Source organism: Natronosalvus amylolyticus (assembly GCF_024298845.1).
Lineage (GTDB): Archaea > Halobacteriota > Halobacteria > Halobacteriales > Natrialbaceae > Natronosalvus > Natronosalvus amylolyticus.
In genome coordinates this window covers 1,807,670-1,822,438 of the sequence record NZ_CP101156.1, presented here as the reverse complement: position 1 = coordinate 1,822,438, position 14,769 = coordinate 1,807,670, and the positions used below count along the sequence as shown (strand labels likewise).

Annotated in this window: 14 protein-coding genes; 9 read left to right on the top strand and 5 right to left on the bottom strand. The window is 60.1% G+C overall.

Translation table 11 applies throughout. The features are described from left to right. Positions 1-229 precede the first annotated feature (229 nt). The 5 genes from NLK60_RS08560 (at position 230) to NLK60_RS08540 (ending at position 4,594) form a co-directional block, all read left to right on the top strand. A complete protein-coding gene (locus NLK60_RS08560) occupies positions 230-436 on the top strand; it encodes a hypothetical protein (RefSeq protein ID WP_254807386.1) in 207 nt (68 codons plus the stop codon). Next, on the top strand, positions 426-662 hold the full coding sequence (locus tag NLK60_RS08555) for a hypothetical protein (protein WP_254807385.1): 237 nt from the start codon (positions 426-428) through the stop codon (positions 660-662). Before NLK60_RS08560 ends, NLK60_RS08555 begins: the two co-directional genes overlap by 11 nt. Then, positions 659-1,723, top strand: coding sequence for a tyrosine-type recombinase/integrase (locus NLK60_RS08550; RefSeq protein WP_254807384.1), 1,065 nt, complete (start codon positions 659-661; stop codon positions 1,721-1,723). The genes NLK60_RS08555 and NLK60_RS08550 overlap by 4 nt, the downstream gene beginning before the upstream one ends. Before the next feature lie 948 nt (positions 1,724-2,671). After that, a complete protein-coding gene (locus tag NLK60_RS08545; RefSeq protein ID WP_254807383.1) occupies positions 2,672-2,989 on the top strand; it encodes a DUF7344 domain-containing protein in 318 nt (105 codons plus the stop codon). Positions 2,990-3,253: 264 nt separating this feature from the next. Then, on the top strand, positions 3,254-4,594 hold the full coding sequence (locus NLK60_RS08540) for a DUF8159 domain-containing protein (RefSeq protein ID WP_254807382.1): 1,341 nt from the start codon (positions 3,254-3,256) through the stop codon (positions 4,592-4,594). Positions 4,595-4,818: 224 nt separating this feature from the next. On the opposite strand, the gene NLK60_RS08535 is transcribed toward NLK60_RS08540, so the two are convergent. From NLK60_RS08535 to NLK60_RS08520, 4 genes are all read right to left on the bottom strand, one after another. After that, entirely contained in the window at positions 4,819-6,327 is a 1,509-nt protein-coding gene (locus tag NLK60_RS08535; RefSeq protein ID WP_311136932.1) for a hypothetical protein, read from the bottom strand. A 246-nt stretch (positions 6,328-6,573) separates the two neighbouring features. Beyond that, positions 6,574-7,920, bottom strand: a complete 1,347-nt coding sequence (locus NLK60_RS08530; protein ID WP_254807381.1) for an ABC transporter ATP-binding protein — start codon at positions 7,918-7,920, stop codon at positions 6,574-6,576. Next, positions 7,913-8,944, bottom strand: coding sequence for an ABC transporter ATP-binding protein (locus NLK60_RS08525; RefSeq protein WP_254807380.1), 1,032 nt, complete (start codon positions 8,942-8,944; stop codon positions 7,913-7,915). The genes NLK60_RS08530 and NLK60_RS08525 overlap by 8 nt, the downstream gene beginning before the upstream one ends. Beyond that, entirely contained in the window at positions 8,937-10,181 is a 1,245-nt protein-coding gene (locus NLK60_RS08520; RefSeq protein WP_254807379.1) for an ABC transporter permease, read from the bottom strand. Before NLK60_RS08520 ends, NLK60_RS08525 begins: the two co-directional genes overlap by 8 nt. A 138-nt stretch (positions 10,182-10,319) precedes the next feature. On the opposite strand from NLK60_RS08520, the gene NLK60_RS08515 reads away from it, so the two are divergent. From NLK60_RS08515 to NLK60_RS08500, 4 genes are all read left to right on the top strand, one after another. Beyond that, positions 10,320-11,303 carry an ABC transporter permease gene (locus NLK60_RS08515; protein WP_254807378.1) on the top strand — a complete coding sequence of 328 codons (984 nt, stop codon included), beginning with the start codon at positions 10,320-10,322 and terminating at the stop codon, positions 11,301-11,303. A gap of 94 nt (positions 11,304-11,397) precedes the next feature. Next, positions 11,398-12,294 carry a class I SAM-dependent methyltransferase gene (locus NLK60_RS08510; RefSeq protein WP_254807377.1) on the top strand — a complete coding sequence of 299 codons (897 nt, stop codon included), beginning with the start codon at positions 11,398-11,400 and terminating at the stop codon, positions 12,292-12,294. Between the two features lie 148 nt (positions 12,295-12,442). After that, the gene (locus NLK60_RS08505; protein WP_254807376.1) at positions 12,443-13,486 is read left to right on the top strand and encodes a zinc-binding dehydrogenase; all 1,044 of its coding nucleotides are present in this window, start codon (positions 12,443-12,445) and stop codon (positions 13,484-13,486) included. A 109-nt stretch (positions 13,487-13,595) separates the two neighbouring features. Next, positions 13,596-13,922 carry a DUF7977 family protein gene (locus NLK60_RS08500; RefSeq protein ID WP_254810449.1) on the top strand — a complete coding sequence of 109 codons (327 nt, stop codon included), beginning with the start codon at positions 13,596-13,598 and terminating at the stop codon, positions 13,920-13,922. Between the two features lie 300 nt (positions 13,923-14,222). Here the strand turns inward: NLK60_RS08500 and NLK60_RS08495 are convergent, their stop codons facing one another. Then, positions 14,223-14,756, bottom strand: a complete 534-nt coding sequence (locus tag NLK60_RS08495) for a hypothetical protein (RefSeq protein WP_254807375.1) — start codon at positions 14,754-14,756, stop codon at positions 14,223-14,225. Positions 14,757-14,769: the final 13 nt, after the last annotated feature.

Sequence of the window (14,769 nt, the reverse complement as noted above, 5' to 3'; positions counted from 1 at the left end):
TTCACTTTCGACAGCCGTTTCCGGAAACGGTGGAAATCCCGAGCGAGACACCTCGAGAAGACTGATTTTCACGAAAGGCGTTGCTTCCATGAAATCCGGAAACGACCCTGATGAGACTAAGTGTAAACCGTTCCAACAATCAGACCGACTGACGGACAGCAACCGAGCGCGCCCCTGTATCCAAGCATTGACGCGCCCGGTTCGTCCGCGGTCCCTGAATCCAGAGACCATGCAATACAACGAACGCATCTGCAGTAAGCGTACCGCTAGGTACGCCGACGACAAAGCACTGTACTGTGACGGCTGTGGCACCACCGCCGGAACCATCCGACTCGTCGACGTCGAAGACCCCGACGGCAGACTCACCGTCTGCTCGAGTTGCGAAGCCCTCCTCGAGGCGACGATCGTCAGCGAGGTGATCGTCGATGATTCGTGAGCAATACTACTGGGCTCGAGTCACGAATGTCGCCCGGACCGCACTCCCGGCGTTCCTCGCAGGTGAGCAGACGCCGACCGAGGCCGTCGAAGCGGTGGGCCGTGGGCTTGGGCCAGCGAAGCGAGCCGACGCGGCCTGGATGGTCGAACTCATCGCCGAGCGAATCGACGACGAGGAACGCGCCGAACTGGTCGAAGCCGTTCGTTCGGAGGCCGGTTCAGCGTGAGCGAGGGTGAACGCCGTCGCCCCGATCCATCCGAGTTCACTCCTCGAGAGGCCGCCCGAAGGTACCTTCGCCGTCGAGAACCGGATTCGACGGAAGGGAGCCTTTCGGGTTGGGAGTACCGGTTGAAGCTGTTCGTCGAGTGGTGCGAGGCAATCGGGATCGAGACCGTTGGGCAGTTGCGCCGGTACGACCTGGACGAGTACTACGAACTTCGCGCGTCCGAGGTCGCCCCGGCGACTCTCGAGGGGCAGATGTGGACTATCAAGCGCTACGTCGAGTTCCTCGAGGATCTGGGTGCGGTTCCAGAAGGGCATTCCGGCGCGGTTCGAATCCCCGACTTAGATCCGGAAGACCGGTCGAACAACACCAAGCTACACACCGACGACGCTCGAGCGTTGCTCCAATTCTATCGGAACGACGAGCAGCAATACGGCACCCGTGCTCACGCATTCCTCGAGCTCGCCTGGTTCACGGGAGCGAGACAGGGTGGGCTTCGAGCGCTCGATATTCGAGACGTGAATCTCGACGAGAATCCGTACGTCGATTTTCGACATCGGCCCGAGACGGGGACGCCGCTGAAAAACAAGATGGGCGGTGAGCGTCCCGTTGCACTCACGGAGACAATCGTCGACGTGCTTCGAACGTACCTTCGGAAGCACCGGTACGACGTGCACGACGAGTACGGTCGACAGCCGTTTCTCGCGAGTGCACAGGGACGACCGGGGAAGAACACGCTTCGAGTGTGGAGCTATCTGGCGACGCTTCCGTGTTTGTATTCTGATTGCCCGCACGGGAAAGAGCGCGAGACCTGCGAATGGACCGAGTACGCTCACGCGAGTAAGTGCCCGTCCTCGAGGTCGCCTCACCGGATTCGAACGGGAACGATCACCTGGCTACTGAACTGTGGGTGGCCGCCCGAAGACGTTTCCGAGCGGGTGAACGCGACGGTAAAGACGATCGAACAGCACTACGACAAAGCCGATCCGGAGGAACGCCGCAAGCGCCTTCGAGACCGGATGGAAAAGCGCCGCCGACCACTGCTTGCGGAACTCGACTTGTAGGTTCCAATCATGATACACGATTTCAGAAATCAACGGAGTGACCGTACCGAGCGTATCGCGTTTGTGGGTAAACCCGCGCTGCGCCGGCCCACTATAGTATACCGTCGGACAGAGGCTTTGATAGACTGTCGCCGGGAACGTCCTCCAGCGAAACTATCAACCGTTCTGTCCGACGGTATAGCCAGTGAAAGTCATTGCAAAACCTATCGCAAGCGGGCGTCGCGTAAGGTGTGTAACTCGTTTCGCTGGCTACTATAGATATAAAAACTTTTCCGCATTTCTTACAGATAGCGGCTGTTCTACGGGGTGGTCTACCTGGCGGTAAGTCACGGTGCCCTCGAGGAGCTCGTTACTGCCTGTCAACGTGCGTTACAGGAAGGTGCTTGCATCCGCTTCGACTTCAAATCTATCGGCGCTACTCGGAACACTTGTAGTGATTTCGACCAAACGACGTTCATCCTCGTCTATCGGTACCATTCGAGACTCTCGTCCAACGGTTGTGCCAGCACTGTCTTTGAATCTCAATGTGACTTCGATATCTCCCGATTGGCCATCATTTCGCACCAGGATTCGAAAATCGACAGTTCCACTGAGTGTACCCGAAATGGATTGATTCGCGTCAGCATCGACAACGACTGGATCGGGTCCGATCAATCCTACACATCCGACAAACGGAATCGTTGCAACAGTTGCACCAATGTATGTTCGTCTACGCATTCATCTGGACATATCACCAACGTGATTTGATCTTTTCGTCGGCTACCGATCGTGGTATTTGAGTCTGACATTCTCCAGACGGACGCCCTCACAAAGCGTACGTTCGTCGATTCACTGGTGGTACTTGCGCCTCAACGAACGCGTTCTCTCTCTAAACAGTATTTTCTTCGAGAACAACGCTGTTGTTCGCGGCGCTATTCTTTTATCCACTGGACACCTCATCGCCACGACATGGTCGAAGTAGACGCGGTACTGGAGTTACTCGGTGCTCAGCGACGGCGATATGCACTCTATTTCCTCGAGGAACAGTCCGAACCGGTTCCCATCGAAGCGGTAGCCGAAGCCGTTGCAGCAATGGAAGCAGCAGGCGACGACGCACCTGGGCCGGCTGACGTCAAAGTATCGTTACACCACAACCACCTCCAGAAAGCCGGCGAGTACGAGTTTATCCAGTACGACTCGGAGAAAGGCGTCGTCGAACTACTGGATTCACCACCGCAGTTCGACCTTTTACTCACGGTGGCGAACGTCCTCGAGCAACCCGAGTAAGCGTCTAAGATATCTCTCTATCAATACGAGTGACTGTCCATCTGCCTGTATCGACCACGGGTTCCATCTGCGGTCATTCGCCTGGATGCAAGGCGGAAGTTTACGGCAATAGCCGTGGGCGAAATTCGACTACAAGGGGTGCTGGGCACTCTGGAAGCTGGCAGTTGCCCTGAATACTCTTCTCTCGAGTATGAATCTTGGTGTTCGTTCCTTTCAACTGGGAATATACTCAGGAGTATTGGCCGTTCCGAGCCGATATCTCGTATGAACGCACGCTATACGCGACGGCAGACGATAGTCGCCGGTGCGTCTCTCGCTGCCGGCACGGCCCTGGCCGGCTGTGTCGGAATTGAGGACGAACCGAGTGAGACGAGTGACGACGATGCTGACGATGGTACCGCTCCGGAGGACGATGGCGAGACGGACGGGTCGCGGACTGGCCCGCTCGAGATCAGGAACGTTCAGGTCACGGCGACGGAACCGACAGGCTACGGCGAGTACGAACCGATCAGCGACAGGGTCGTCTCGGGTTCGGACCCGATCTGGTTTTACCTCGAACCGGTCGGAGTGACGACGGTCCCGACGGACGACGGCAAAGAGCGGGTCGAACTCTCGGGTGAACTCACGATTTCGACCGACGACACGACTGTCTTCAGTGACAGCATTCCCTTCGAGTACGAACTTCCTCCCGACCAGGTGGACCAACTGTATCTGACCGTCAAATTTACGCCGGGGTCGACCGGAGAACCCGGGCGGTACACCGCCGATATCGTCCTGCGTGACCAACAGCGCGAGGACGGCGGTGAGGCCAGGGCGACGACCGGATTCCGCATCGAGGACGACGAACCGAAACGACCGGACACCGACCTCGCTGTCGATACCTTCGAATTCGCTCAGGAGCGTCCGACTGGGTACGGCGAATACACACCGGTAGACGAGCTCGTCTTCGACCCCGACGAGACGATCTGGCTGTACATCGAGCCGGCGGATGTTGCCCTCGAGCGGCGGGGGGACGAAGACTGGTTCGAACTGGACGTGATAATCACTCTTTATTCGCCCGACGGCGACGATCACCGCCCGATTCGATCGACCGAAACGGGCCCTGTCCCGGCGGGGCAGACGCTCGAGGATCTGTACTTCGCCATCGACCTCAGTGCTCGAGACCCTGCAGTGGGAGAGTACACCGTCGAACTCGAGATGATCGACCGCGTTGCCCGGAGTGAGGCGACGGCGACTCGCACGTTCGAAATATACGACCGGGACCTCGAGTTACTCGAGATCTATCGGGAGTTTCTCGAAGAAGAGGGGATCGAAATCGAGCGGCTTACGATCCGTAATGAAACCATCTCGCTGAACTACCACTCGGCCTACGAGTACGATACGGAAGACTTCGGTGGCGAGATCGGCACTATCGCCGGCAGCTACGCGGTCTTCGTCGATGAGGGGTTTTCGGCTGCGCAACTTCGTGCGTCTGGAACGGATACCGCGGATCAGGAGTTCGCGTTCCGGGTCGAAAGTGACGTAGCACAGGCCTGGATCGACGACGAAATCTCCAGAGACGAGTACGTCGATCACGTCGTCGAGTCGATCAGACGACGCGATTGATAGCTGTTGAACCTGCCCGATGGAACAGATCATCGTCGTTACACTGAGCCTTTTGCGCATGCTCTCGCGGACTGAGTCGGCCCGTTTCGTTGCAACGTCTTTTAACCCGCCAGATGACCGGGATTTGTCGGGGCGTGGCTGCAACGGTCTGTTACTGTCTACCACGCCAACTTGGTATAGAAAATAACTGCGGCTGGCTCGGTGGCCGCTCCAGACAGTGACAATTAGCCCAGGAACGTCAGGGCTGTTTCAGTGTTTTCGTCGTTTTCGTCGTTTTCGTCGTCATCATCGAAGTCGTTTTCATCGTCATCATCAACCTCGTTTTCGTCCTCATCGAGTTCATCTTCGTCATCAATCTCTTCCTCGAGTTCGCTGGCATCGCCAAGAGTCACCGTTTCCGCGATGGAGTCCTCAATCGTCACCTCGCCGGCAGAGACGTACTCGATGGTCTCCCCATCACCGTTTTCAGCTTCATCGTCTTCTATCTCATCGTCTTCGGCTTCATCGTCTTCCATCTCGTCGTCTTCGGCTTCATCGTCTTCCATCTCGTCGTCTTCGGCTTCATCGTCTTCCATCTCGTCGTCTTCGGCTTCATCGTCTTCCATCTCGTCGTCTTCGGCTTCATCGTCTTCCATCTCGTCGTCTTCGGCTTCATCGTCTTCCATCTCGTCATCGGTCTCCTCGGACTCGAGTGACTCGATGGTCATCGATTCGATGGTGAGTGTCTCGATGTCGAACGTTTCGATCGTCAGTTGATCGATTTCCTGGGTTTCGGTTTCGTCATCGTCTTCCATCTCTTCGTCTTCGGTTTCATCGTCTTCCATCTCGTCGTCATCTTCTTCGGCTTCATCGTCTTCCATTTCATCATCTTCCATCTCGTCATCATCTTCTTCAACATCGTCTTCCTCATCATCGTCGTCATCGAACAGACCTTCGAAGAAGCCACTGATGCGGTCGAGGATACCATCGTCCTCTTCAACCTCGAGTTGCTCGATGGTTAGCTGCTCGACGTTCATCTCCTCGATCGTGACGTCATGAATGACGAGCTCATCGGCGTCTTCGTCGATGACGTCGGCATCATCGTGCATTTCGTCATCGTCTTCCATCTCGTCTTCATCGGCTTCATCTTCGTCGAGGTCGTTTTCATCGTCGTCGACCCCAACATCGTCATCTTCTTCGGTTTCATCTTCCTCGTCGAGGCCGTTTTCATCGTCGTCGACACCGACATCGTCGTCATCTTCCATCTCGTCTTCATCGAAACTGAGGTCGTCCATCGTGACGCCCTCGAGTTCGAGTGATTCGATCTCGATGTCCGAGATGGTTACTTCATCTTCGTCGGTGTCGACATCGTCGTCATCTTCCATCTCGTCGTCAGCGTCGGTTTCATCATCTTCTTCGGCTTCATCATCGAGGCCGTTTTCGTCGTCAGTTTCGGTGTCGTCAGTATCCGTATCGTCGGCTTCGTCATCCTCGTCGAGCTCTTCTTCGAGTTCGTCATCCTCGATATCGAGTTGCTCGACGTTGAGCTCCTCGATCGTCACGTTCTCGAGTGTGACGTCATCGAGTTCGAGTGATTCGACCTGGACGTTTTCCAGTGATGTGACGCTTACGTCTCCGGTTGTGTCTCCGCTAGTACTACTTGCCCCCGCAAGTGCTGGGCCGCCCGAAAGAGCGACCGCGAGTACGACGAAGACTACGCTCAGTTTGTACAGTCGTGATGCCATTGCCTCCATGGCTATTCCGACCTCGGGGGTAAAAGGAGCGACAGTTACAGGGACTCTATCCAGAAAAGGTAGTTTAATTTGCTTGAATGGCTTGCCGGGTCATCCGCCGTTGGCACGTCGATCGATAAACCGAGCGTCCGCTCTATCGACACCCGAACGCATTCCTCCACTGCTTGCATGTGCCACCAATAGGGGTTGAGACGGTCGAAAAGCGATATTACGACAAGGTGTGCTAGCACCTGTCGTTCACCACACTCACTCGGCGAAACGTGTTGCGGGGGCGGCGTTACCGCTACTCGAGACGTCGTCGTCGTAATGGTGACAGGCGACCAACCGCGTCGTGGCATCGGTAGCTGACTCATCGTCGGCTGCCAACTGGAGTTCCGCTGGCGAGATTTCTTCACAGGGGCTGGCAAATCCGTCAGCGAGCTGCCGTCGTGCGGCATCGAGTGATCCCGATTCGAGGGCATCGATAGCTGTCTCGAGCGCCGACTCGGCGGTCGAATCGGACAGCGTCGCCGGCAGACCGAACGCGTCACGGAGTGCCGTATCGAACGATGGGTCGGTTGTCTCTCTGGACAGTGCCGCGCCGTTCTGGAGTAGCTCTCTACTGTCGGTTTCGTCGTCCCACTCGTTTGCAAGCCGGAATCGGAGGGCTGTCACGCCGAGCCACTCCTCGCGTGGGAGGTCGATACCCTCGGGCTGGATAACCGCTGGACAGCGAGGGTGGAACCGACAGCCATTAGGCAGGTCCGTGGCGTCCGGCAATTCGTCGGTCCGTAACGCAGGACTCGAGGCCTCGGCGGTCGGGTCGAGACTCGGAACGGCTTCGACGAGTGACTGTGTGTATGGATGGGCCGGGTTCGTGAGGACGTCTTCGACGGCTCCTCGTTCGACGACGCGACCGAGATACATGACGGCCACGCGGTCGCAGAACCGGCGGACCAGATCGACATCGTGGCTGATGAGGACAATAGCGACGTCGAACCGGGATTGAACGCGGGCCAGTAACTCGAGGACACCCGATTTGGTTCGTCCGTCGAGCGCGCTCACCGGCTCGTCGGCGATGAGGAGGTCTGGATTCAACACGAGCGCGCGGGCCAGCGCCAGCCGCTGGCGCTCACCACCGGAGAACTCGTGGGGGTAGCCGTCGGCGGCGTCGGCCGGGAGGCCCACGTGTTCGATGGTGTCCTCGACGACGTGTCGCCGTCGCTCGGGGTCGGGAAGGCCGTGAATCCGAAGCGGCTCCTCGATGGCCTCGCCGACGGTCTGGCGCGGGTTGAACGCGGAGTCGGGATCCTGCAAGACGAGCTGAGCACGTCGGCGAAACCGTCGAAGTTCCTCGTCGTCGTAGCTCAGCACGTCCTCGCCGTCGAAGCGAACGTCGCCGTCGGTCGGGTCCTCGAGTCGTAACACCGAGAGTGCGGTCGTGGATTTCCCACAGCCGGATTCGCCGACGAGACCGACCGCTTCCCCGCGGGTGACGTCGAAACTGACGCCATCGACGGCGCGAACTGTCCCCGTCTGGCGACGAAGTAAGCCCTCGGTGATGGGATAGTGTTTCTCGAGGTTCGTGACCGAAAGGAGCGGCTCCTCACTCACCGTCTGACACCTCCGTCAGTGACTCGGCGGCAGTAATCGCGCCGGTTGCCCGCTCGAGAACTTTGTTTCGGTCCCGGTCGTCTCGGTAATAGATGCAGGCTGCCTGGTGGCCGGTTGATTCGTCCGGTCCGACAGCTTCGAACGCCGGACGTTCGGTCCGGCAGTCGTCGACCGTATGCGGACACTCTGACGCGAACCGACAGCCGTTGGCTGCAGGCTGCTCGCGTCTCTCCTGTGCTGTCCCGGTGAAACTGTCGAAGAGCGCCTGGGTGTAGGGGTGGGCTGGCGTCTCGAAGACAGCGTCGACGGGCCCGCGTTCGATCGGCTGTCCGGCGTACATGACGACGACGCGGTCGGCGAGTCTGGCGACGACGCGCAGGTCGTGGGTGACGAGTAACACCGTCAGGTCGCGCTCTCGTTTCAACCCCTCGAGTAACTCGAGAATCCTGGCCTGAATCGTCACGTCGAGCGCAGAGGTGGGCTCGTCGGCGATGAGCAGGTCCGGCTCGGCCGCGAGCGCTATCGCGAGAGCGACCCGTTGGCGCATTCCCTGGGAGAGTTCGTGTGGATAGCTGTCTATGCGTTCGCGGGGTCTCGAGAGGCCGACGGTCTCGAGCAGGTCGATAGCCTGTTCTCGTGGGGCTGGTTCCGGGTCGTCGTCGTGAAACGTGATGGCCTCGATGATCTGGTCGCCGATCGAATACACCGGGTCGAGGGCGTTCTGGGAGTTCTGGAACAGATAGGCGATTCGGTTACCGCGAATCGTTCGCAACGTTGCCTCGTCTGCCTCGAGCAGGGCTTCACCGTCGAATCTGACCGAGCCCGACACGTCGATTTTCGGACTCGAGACGAGACCCGTGATCGAATCGCAGGTGAGCGATTTCCCGCTCCCGCTCTCGCCGACCAGACAGACGGTTTCGCCGCGGGTGACGGTCAGGTCCATACCGTCGACAGCTTTCAGGACGCCATCAGGTGTTCGGATGTTCGCACGGAGATTCTCGACGGTCAACAGTGGCTTACTCATGGTCACCTCGAGGGTCGAGTACGTCTCTGAGGCCGTCGCCGGCGAGTTTGAAGGCGGCGACGGTCGCCATCAAAACGAGCGCGGGGGCCGTCGAATTCCACCAGACATCGAGCGGGTGTTCTCTGAACAACCCTTCGGCGATGGTCATTCCCCAGGATTGGAAGCTGACGTGGAAACCGAGAAACGAGAGGGCGGCTTCGGTGAGCACCAGTACGGCGATCAGATGGAAGGTTGCGGGGACGATACTGTTCGTGATGTTCGGGAGGACGTGTCTACGCAGAATGTAGGGGTTGGATGCCCCGATCACGCGGGCGGAACGGACGTACCCTTCCTCCCGGCGCTGGAGGGTTTCGCTGCGGACGATGCGAGCGATGCCGCCCCAGGAGAGCAAACCAAACGCAACGAGGAGGACGAACATGGAGTTGCCGACGAACAGGTAGGCGATCAGGTACAGCACGATCGCGGGGACGCTGAGCTGGACGTCGACGTAGCTCATCAGCAGGTCGTCGAGCAGGCCGCCGTAGTAGCCGGCGACGACGCCGACGAGGGTCGCTAGCGGGACGATCACGCCGATGGTCACGACCGTGGCGTACAGGACCGGCCGACTGCCGATAATCAGTAAATCGGTCATTTTGTACCCCCAGCGGTCGGTCCCGAGGGGGTACGTCCAGGTGCCGTGACAGCGCCGTTCACCGACGGCTTCGCCCGTGACCGTGCCGACGCAATCGGTGCGTGTCGACATATACGGCCCGTCGAAGCCGACCGGCGGTTGAAACTGATCCGGGCCGGGATTTCCAGTTTCCATCGTTAACTTTGGCTGTAGCCCTGACAGCACCGCATAGAGGGCAATGGTGAGTACGCCGGTCAAAACCCCCAGGCTCACCAGCGTCAGCCACCGGCCCCGGAGTCGCTGGGCAATCCGTCTCACTTCGCGCCGGCCTCGTTTGCCGACTCGAGGAACCAGACCGAACGCCACCCCGACGACGACCGCGAGCAATAACAGCCAGTCTTCTGGGCCGACTGCCCACGACAGGACGAGATACAACTCGCCCGTCGAACGGTGATAGAGATACACTGCGGCGAGCAACACCAGTCCAAACGCGAAGACGGTTCGCTCGGGGCCGCCGCTCCGGTCGGTCGGCGACACGTGCTCCCACTCGATTTCCTCGAACGCGGCTTGCTGATCGGTATCGGATGCAGCGGGAGGAACCTCCGACGGCCCATCGGCGTTCGTCATCGATTGTCGTACGAATCGCTCTCGCGATGTCGAATAAGTGTTGTGCAATCTTCAGGACCGCCACGTTGATATAGTCGGCTACGGATACCTCGAACGAATCGTGTTGGGTCTGTACAGTCACGTCGAGGGTGAACGCTGATGTCGCTCGCCAGACTCCTGCTCGAGCGAATCGTCCTCGGCGCCGTCGCCATCTGGGCCGTCCTCTCGTTGCTGTTTGGGCTGTTTACGGTGACTGGCGACTGGGCGCTCGACCGGATGTTGGCGGTCGCCGGCTACGGCGGGGCCGATCCCGAAGAACTCGCGGAGATGCGAGCGGAGTTCCTGGCCGAACGAGGGCTCGATAGGCCGCTTTCCGAACAGTACATCGACTGGATTGGCAACATGGTCACGCTCCAGTGGGGGTCGTCCTGGCAGAGCGGTGAGGCGGTGTTCCCGATGGTGGTCGAGGCGACGTGGCGAACGGCAGCGTACGTGGTCCCGTCGATGGTGCTCGCGACGGCTATCGGTCTCGCTATCGGGCTATACGCCGCGTCGAACGCCCGATCGCTCCGTGGGGAAGGGGTGACGGCGACCGTTTATTCGCTGTTCGGGGTCCCGAACTTCTGGATCGGGTTTTTACTGCTGACTGCGGCGTCGACCGCGACCGTTGGCTTTCAGTGGCGACGGGAGTTCAACTTTATTGGGGAAACCCAGTTACCGTTCGTTTACGAGTACGTCCTGCCGGTCGTGTTGGTGACGACGACTCTGGCCGCCGCGGTCGTGAGCTACACCCGGGCGTACGCGCTCCAGTATTACAGCGCCGACCTCACGAAACTCGTTCGGGCGAAAGGCGGCGGGCAACGGGACGTCAGTCGCCACGTCCTTCGCAACGCGGCGATCCCACTCGTCTCGTTGATTTTCGCCGAAACGCTCGCGTTGCTCGCCATCTCCGTCATCGTTATCGAGGCCGTTTTCGGCATTCCCGGCCTCGGCTCGCTGTTTTACAACTCGGTCTGGTCGCGTGATATGCCTGTTATCCTCGGCGCGACCGTCGTCATCGTCGCCTTCGGCGTCGTCGGCAACATCGTACAGGACCTGGCGTACTCCTGGCTCGACCCCCGCGTCGATACCGGCTCGAGATGAGTTGTCACGGCGGCCGGTGGCTCTTTCCCGAATCGTGGCACAACTCCACACACCGGCGGTGCATTAAATAGTACGTGTTGGACAGTGTACACGTATGTCTGAGGAGTCACCGCCATCTCCCTCGAGTGAAACGCTCCGGGACCTGTCCGGACTCGACCCAGAAACCTACTACGACGAGTACGGGCACGAGGAGTGGGACCGCCTCGAGGCCACCCTCGGCGGCCATCTCGAGTTCGAGGGGACGACCGACTACCTGCGCCGGTACCTCCCCGACGCCACCGACGAGTCGAACCCGCCTCGAGTGCTCGATGCCGGGGGTGGCGCCGGGCGCTATAGCGTCTGGCTCGCCGAACGCGGCTACGAGGTCACGCTCGCGGATCTGAGCCAGCGCCAGTGTACGATCGCTCGAGAGAAGGCTCGCGAACACGACGTTGCCGCCAGCGTCACCGTCGAACGCGCCGACATCCGGCAGCTGCCGTTCGACAGGGATCGGTTCGACGCGGTCTGTTGTACCGGCGGGCCGCTCTCCCATCTCACCGAAGAAACCGACCGATCGCAGGCGCTCGAGGAACTGCGCCGGGTCGCTCGAGCCGATTCGCCCGTCTTCGTCTCGGTAATGGGGCGGCTTGCCGTCCTACAGAACCTCGTCCGTTCAGTGGGATACGCCCCGGGCGTTCCGGCCCTCGCTACCGACGGTACGTACGATGCTGCGTTCGCCCGCGAACATCTCGATCACCTCGAGGAACCCGGCTTCACAGCGTGTCATTTCTTCCGGGCACCCGAACTCGAAGCCGTCCTCGAGGCGGCCGGATTCCGCGTCGAGGCGCTGGCCGGCCTCGAAGGATTCGCCGCGAACGTTGGCGAACGACACGATCTCGAGGATCTCGATGCGGACGTCGTTGACAGCGTTACCGAGGCGGTTCGCGAACACCGGACCGACCCCGCGGTCGTCGATCTGTCCAACCACATCCTGGCGGTCGCTCGAGTGTGATTCGACCGTTTCGAAGCCTGAAAACCCAAACTCTGCTTTCTGTACCAAATTGGTATAACGACAAAAGCCAAGTATCGCCTCGCTTTCCTCGCCAACGCGTACCGCGAATCCACAAACCTACTTCACGGATTGTGCCCATGACTCGAGTATGCAGGCTGTGACCTTCACCGGCCACGGGGGCACCGACGTGATCGAGTACGCCGAGGTACCCGACCCGACGGTCGGTCCCGAGGACGTGCTGATCGACGTGAAAGCTGGCGCACTCAACCACCTCGACGTCTGGACGCGCCGTGGGTTGCCTGGACTCGACCTCGAGATGCCCCACATCCCCGGCAGCGACGGAGCGGGTGTCGTCGTCGAGACTGGCGAGCGCGTCACTCGGTTCGAACCGGGTGATCGGGTCGCGCTCTCCGCTGGCGTCTCCTGTGGCGAGTGTGAGTTCTGCCGGGACGGACAGGCCCCGCTGTGTGTCAACTACCACGTCATCGGCGAGCACGTCCCCGGCATTCACGCAGAGTACGCCGCGATCAACCAGAACAACCTCGTTTCGGTACCCGCGAGCGTCGACTGGACGACGGCGGCCTCGAGCACGCTCGTCTTCCAGACCGCCTGGCGAATGCTGATCGACCGCGCAGATATCAGCCCCGGTGAGTCCGTCCTCGTTCTGGGTGCGAGCGGTGGCGTCGGTCACGCCGCACTCCAGATCGCCGACTACGCGGGCGCTGAGGTGTTCGCTACGGGCTCGAGCGAAGACAAACTCCAGTACGCCGAAGCGCACGGGGCCGACCACGTCGTCAACTACGAGGACGAAAACTTCGCCGACTGGGTCCGCGCGGAGACGGGGAAACGCGGTGTCGACGTCGTCGTCGATTACATCGGTGCGGGCACCTGGCGCGATTCGATCAAGAGTCTCGCGAAAGGCGGGCGACTGGTCACCTGTGGCGGTACGGCAGGCCCGAGCCCACAGACCGACATCCCTCGCATCTTCTGGAACCAGCTCTCGATTCTCGGCTCGACGATGGCGACGCCCGGCCAGGTCGACGACGTCATGGCACTCGTCTGGGACGGCACCTTCGAGCCGGCGATTCGAGCCGAACTCCCGATGAGTCGGACGGCCGAGGCCCACGACTACCTCGAGGGACGCGAGGGCTTCGGCAAAGTGGTCGTCCGTCCGGACAGCGAACTCGAGTAGGAACCTTCGATTTGCTACCGCATTCAAAGTAGCTTCGGAAGTTGAACCAAATTTCGCACACGACGCCGAAACCGTGAGGGCTATGCACACGCAGCCTGAAATTTCGGTCGTGACCTCGAGCGACGACGGCTACGTACACGATCCGAACGCGTTCGACGAGGACGGCTCTCGAGTGGAGGATGCTGACGCCGGTGATGAGACCGAAAGCGACGACGCCTGGCTCGAACAACCGGTCCATCCAGAGAACGCTGACAGAGAGTTCGGCCGGCGGGGCTGGATTCTCGTTGGCGTCATCGTCATGGCGTTCATCGTCGCTCCCGGTTTAATTCTGTTGACACCGCCAGATACGAGCTATCTGTTTGCCCTTCTTATATTGCCACTCGTCCCGGCCCTCCTGTTGGCAGCGACGGCGGTGTGGGCGACGACGCGACCCTGAGTGGTTCGTCACGCCTGAACGTGTGGGCCGAACCGATAGTGGTTGTCAGGTTCGGCTCACAGGTCGACGCGTGACGGAGTACTGAGTTCTTTTTCGAGTGCCAGCAACTGTCCGCGAACCTCGACACGTCCGTTCTCGAACGGTTACTGCAAGTTCGGGTGGGTATCCAGAGGGATTAACGTAGCCAGCCGGCGGTTTCGAAGTACGGCTGTCGACGTTGTGCCTCGATTCTTCGTCGGTACCGATGAACGCCGACGATACTCCCTCTCACTCGAGCAGTTCGATAGTTCTGCCACTCCCTCAGGCGTCGACATCGACGAACTCGTCGTAAAATTCCGGGGAGAGATGCGTTCGTTCCCAGTCTTCTCGAGCGTCCTCGCCGATCACTGAGGCCCAGACGGTGAGAATCAGGACGAAGAGCCCGAATCCCGGGAGCGCGCCGTGGGCGACGGTGATCATCGGTTCGATGACGAACCAGCCGACGAACCGCGAGATGAGTCCCGACACGTCGGGACCGAACAGCAGCCAGCGGGCCGGAAACGGAGCCAGCGTGAGGATAGCGAGGGGGTACGGAATCGCGTTCAACACGGGCCCGCCGTAGCCGCGGACGAACGCCAGTCCGAAGTAGCCCCAGACGGCGATTCCCGCCGCCGCCGTCCCGACGCGCTGGGGTTCGATGGCTGCCTCGAGGGCCAGCACGGACAGCGAGTCGTAGACGAGCGCGACGGCCCCGAAGTACGCGAGCCAACAGACGAGGACGCCGCCAACGATTGTGAGTGCGTGCTGGCGGGTGCTCTGGGTCGCAAACGGGGCTGCACCGAGCGGTCGTTCCATCTACGTCTCGAGA

Excerpts from the sequence above, each read along its gene's own strand:
- NLK60_RS08560 (WP_254807386.1), top strand. The coding sequence starts at position 230 with ATGCAATACAACGAACGCATCTGCAGTAAGCGTACCGCTAGGTACGCC.
- NLK60_RS08555 (WP_254807385.1), top strand. The coding sequence starts at position 426 with ATGATTCGTGAGCAATACTACTGGGCTCGAGTCACGAATGTCGCCCGG.
- NLK60_RS08545 (WP_254807383.1), top strand. The coding sequence starts at position 2,672 with ATGGTCGAAGTAGACGCGGTACTGGAGTTACTCGGTGCTCAGCGACGG.
- NLK60_RS08540 (WP_254807382.1), top strand. The coding sequence starts at position 3,254 with ATGAACGCACGCTATACGCGACGGCAGACGATAGTCGCCGGTGCGTCT.
- NLK60_RS08535 (WP_311136932.1), bottom strand. The coding sequence starts at position 6,327 with ATGGAGGCAATGGCATCACGACTGTACAAACTGAGCGTAGTCTTCGTC.
- NLK60_RS08525 (WP_254807380.1), bottom strand. The coding sequence starts at position 8,944 with ATGAGTAAGCCACTGTTGACCGTCGAGAATCTCCGTGCGAACATCCGA.
- NLK60_RS08520 (WP_254807379.1), bottom strand. The coding sequence starts at position 10,181 with ATGACGAACGCCGATGGGCCGTCGGAGGTTCCTCCCGCTGCATCCGAT.
- NLK60_RS08515 (WP_254807378.1), top strand. The coding sequence starts at position 10,320 with ATGTCGCTCGCCAGACTCCTGCTCGAGCGAATCGTCCTCGGCGCCGTC.
- NLK60_RS08510 (WP_254807377.1), top strand. The coding sequence starts at position 11,398 with ATGTCTGAGGAGTCACCGCCATCTCCCTCGAGTGAAACGCTCCGGGAC.
- NLK60_RS08505 (WP_254807376.1), top strand. The coding sequence starts at position 12,443 with ATGCAGGCTGTGACCTTCACCGGCCACGGGGGCACCGACGTGATCGAG.
- NLK60_RS08495 (WP_254807375.1), bottom strand. The coding sequence starts at position 14,756 with ATGGAACGACCGCTCGGTGCAGCCCCGTTTGCGACCCAGAGCACCCGC.